Below are 2,719 nucleotides of genomic sequence, written 5' to 3'. Positions count from 1 at the left end.
GCCGGAACTTCGATGGCCATGGCGTTCATGCCGAAGATTTCGTGCTTGACGGAACCTTTGGCGGCGGCAACAGCCGATTTCATCTTGGCGGCTGCGCCCGGCTTGAAGGCCACGATGACGCGGGTGGTATCAGGCGCTGCTGCCTGGGCGCTGCCGAAAACGCCGGCTGCGATCAGAGCGGTGAGGCAGATGCTAAGGGACTTCGATGCGCGAGTGTCTTTACTTACCATGAATCTTCTCCGTATTGATACTTATTGTTTAAGCCCGCAGCTCGTGGCCACGGACGATGTCTCCACACTTGTAAATATGCACATGTGGTAAATCCAGTGTATTTGGAAAAGTTCTGTATATGCAATCAACATTTCAATTGTGTGTACACGAAATGTAACAACTATGTAACGCACTGTTGATTCCGCGCAAGATTTGTGCTGCATGCTATTCTTTTTCTCAAGCACCATTTTTAGACGGCGCCGGCTGGCCGCAGCGCCGCATGGCCGTCTGTTTTTCATAGGAGAACAAGCATGGAAACCCCGGCCGTGGTGCGTCGCCTGGTCCTGATCGTCGACGACGACACCTTGCTGCGCGAGTACCTGGGCGAGGTGTTGCGCCACGCCGGTTACGACACAATTGAGGCCGGCACCTCGGCCCAGGCGCTGCGCGCGATTGAAGAGCGCGGGCGCGATGTGGCCTTGGCCATGCTCGACATCGCCATGCCCGGCATGTCGGGGCTGGAGCTGGCGCGCCTGCTGCGCGAAGAAACCGATATTCCCTTCCTGTTCCTGTCCGCCAACGACGATGCCGATTCTGCACGCGCGGCGGCAGAGGCGGGCGCGGTCGGCTATGTCGTCAAGCCGGTCGATGCGCCGCGCCTGCTGGCCGCCTTCGAAGCGGCGCTGGCGCGCGGCGACGACATCCGGCGCCTGCGCCGCAGCGAAGCCAGCCTGACGTCGGCCCTGGCGGCCGGGCGCGAGACCAGCATCGCCGTCGGCGTGCTGATGGCGCGTTTCCACATCGACCGCCAGCTCGCCTTCGACGTGCTGCGCGACCAGGCCCGTTCGCAGCGGCGCAAGCTGAGCGAGGTCGCCGAGCAGATTCTGAGCGCCGAGGAAACCATGAACACCCTGCACGGCGCCATCGCCGAACGGCTGCGCGCCCGGTAAATACAGGCTTTCTTTCCAGCTATGCGGCGCACGCGCGTGCGCCAGCCTTGTTATCATGTCCAACTTTATGGTTCGACAAGTCGGACCGCTCATCCATTCTTGAGTCACAGGAAGAGAACATGAAAACCAAGGCAGCAATTGCATGGAAGGCGGGCCATCCGCTGACGATCGAGGAAGTCGAGCTCGAAGGTCCGAAGGCGGGCGAAGTGCTGGTCGAAGTCAAGGCCACGGGCATTTGCCACACCGACTACTACACCTTGTCGGGTGCCGATCCGGAAGGCATTTTCCCGGCCATCCTCGGCCATGAGGGGGCGGGCGTGGTGGTCGATGTCGGCCCCGGCGTGACCAGCCTGCGCAAGGACGACCACGTCATTCCGCTCTACACGCCCGAATGCCGCCAGTGCAAGTTCTGCCTGTCGCAGAAGACCAATTTGTGCCAGGCCATCCGCTCCACCCAGGGCCGCGGCCTGATGCCGGACGCGACCTCCCGCTTTTCGCTGGACGGCAAGCCGATCTACCACTACATGGGCACGTCGACCTTCTCGAACTACATCGTGGTTCCTGAAATCGCGCTGGCCAAGGTGCGCTCGGACGCGCCTTTCGACAAGATCTGCTACATCGGCTGCGGCGTGACCACCGGCATCGGCGCCGTGATCTTCACCGCCAAGGTGGAGGCGGGCGCCAACGTGGTCGTGTTCGGCCTGGGCGGCATCGGCCTGAACGTGATCCAGGCGGCCAAGATGGTCGGCGCCGACAAGATCATCGGCGTAGACCTGAACCCGGAACGCGAAGCCATGGCGCGCAAGTTCGGCATGACCCACTTCATCAACCCGACCAAGGTCGAGAACGTGGTCGACAGCATCGTCCAGCTGACCGATGGCGGCGCGGACTACAGCTTCGAGTGCGTGGGCAACGTCAACACCATGCGCCAGGCACTGGAGTGCTGCCACAAGGGCTGGGGCCAGTCGATCATCATCGGCGTGGCGGCCGCCGGGCAGGAAATCTCGACCCGGCCGTTCCAGCTGGTCACCGGGCGCGTGTGGAAGGGATCGGCCTTCGGCGGCGCGCGCGGACGCACCGACGTGCCGCGCATCGTCGACTGGTACATGGAAAACAAGATCAATATCGACGACCTGATCACCCACCACCTGCCGCTCGAGCGCATCAACGAAGGCTTCGACCTGATGAAATCGGGCGAGTCGATCCGCTCGGTCGTCGTCTTCTAACTCCTTGGCGCTGTCGCTGTTACGTGTGGAAGAGGCCCATCGCCGCTCGTAGGAATCGCTCAGGCGAAGCGATGCGCGCGCCGTCCAGCGCCCATTGCCAGCCCAGGTAGTTCGGCAGGTAACGCGAGGCGACGCCGTGAAAGCGCGCCAGCCATTGCCGGAAGCGTCGGTGGTAGGCGTTCACGTTTTGTACATGGATCGCTCCGCGTACGCGCTCGCCGGCGCGCAGGTTGACGCATTCGTGAGAAATGCCGGCTTCGCGCGCGAAAGCCCGGTAGGCGGCATGCGCATCGGTCACCAGCAGCACGTCCGGATCGAGCACGGGCAGTAGAT

At 62.6% G+C, this 2,719-nt stretch carries 3 protein-coding genes and 1 pseudogene; 2 read left to right on the top strand and 2 right to left on the bottom strand.

Annotation, left to right across the window (positions count from 1 at the left end; all coding sequences use genetic code 11):
* Window positions 1–230 (bottom strand): annotated as a pseudogene (locus J8847_RS23925) (hypothetical protein); the annotation flags it as partial.
* Window positions 231–521: 291 nt separating this feature from the next.
* Between J8847_RS23925 and J8847_RS23920 the strand changes: the two are divergent.
* Window positions 522–1,160, top strand: a complete 639-nt coding sequence (locus J8847_RS23920) for an ANTAR domain-containing response regulator (protein ID WP_211527186.1) — start codon at window positions 522–524, stop codon at window positions 1,158–1,160.
* 119 nt (window positions 1,161–1,279) lie between these two features.
* Window positions 1,280–2,386, top strand: a complete 1,107-nt coding sequence (locus tag J8847_RS23915; RefSeq protein WP_211527185.1) for an S-(hydroxymethyl)glutathione dehydrogenase/class III alcohol dehydrogenase — start codon at window positions 1,280–1,282, stop codon at window positions 2,384–2,386.
* Window positions 2,387–2,405: 19 nt separating this feature from the next.
* On the opposite strand, the gene J8847_RS23910 is transcribed toward J8847_RS23915, so the two are convergent.
* Window positions 2,406–2,719, bottom strand: a 314-nt coding sequence (locus J8847_RS23910; protein ID WP_211527184.1) for an IS1595 family transposase, incomplete at its 5' end; no start/stop codon positions are given.

This window comes from Massilia sp. AB1, assembly GCF_018119385.1.
GTDB lineage: Bacteria > Pseudomonadota > Gammaproteobacteria > Burkholderiales > Burkholderiaceae_D > Telluria.
The sequence above is the reverse complement of the archived record's forward strand: the minus strand, read 5'-3'. Positions and strand labels throughout refer to the sequence as shown.

Bases quoted from the DNA above. Each gene is read 5' to 3' on its own strand.
- J8847_RS23920 (WP_211527186.1), top strand. From the start codon at position 522: ATGGAAACCCCGGCCGTGGTGCGTCGCCTGGTCCTGATCGTCGACGAC.
- J8847_RS23915 (WP_211527185.1), top strand. From the start codon at position 1,280: ATGAAAACCAAGGCAGCAATTGCATGGAAGGCGGGCCATCCGCTGACG.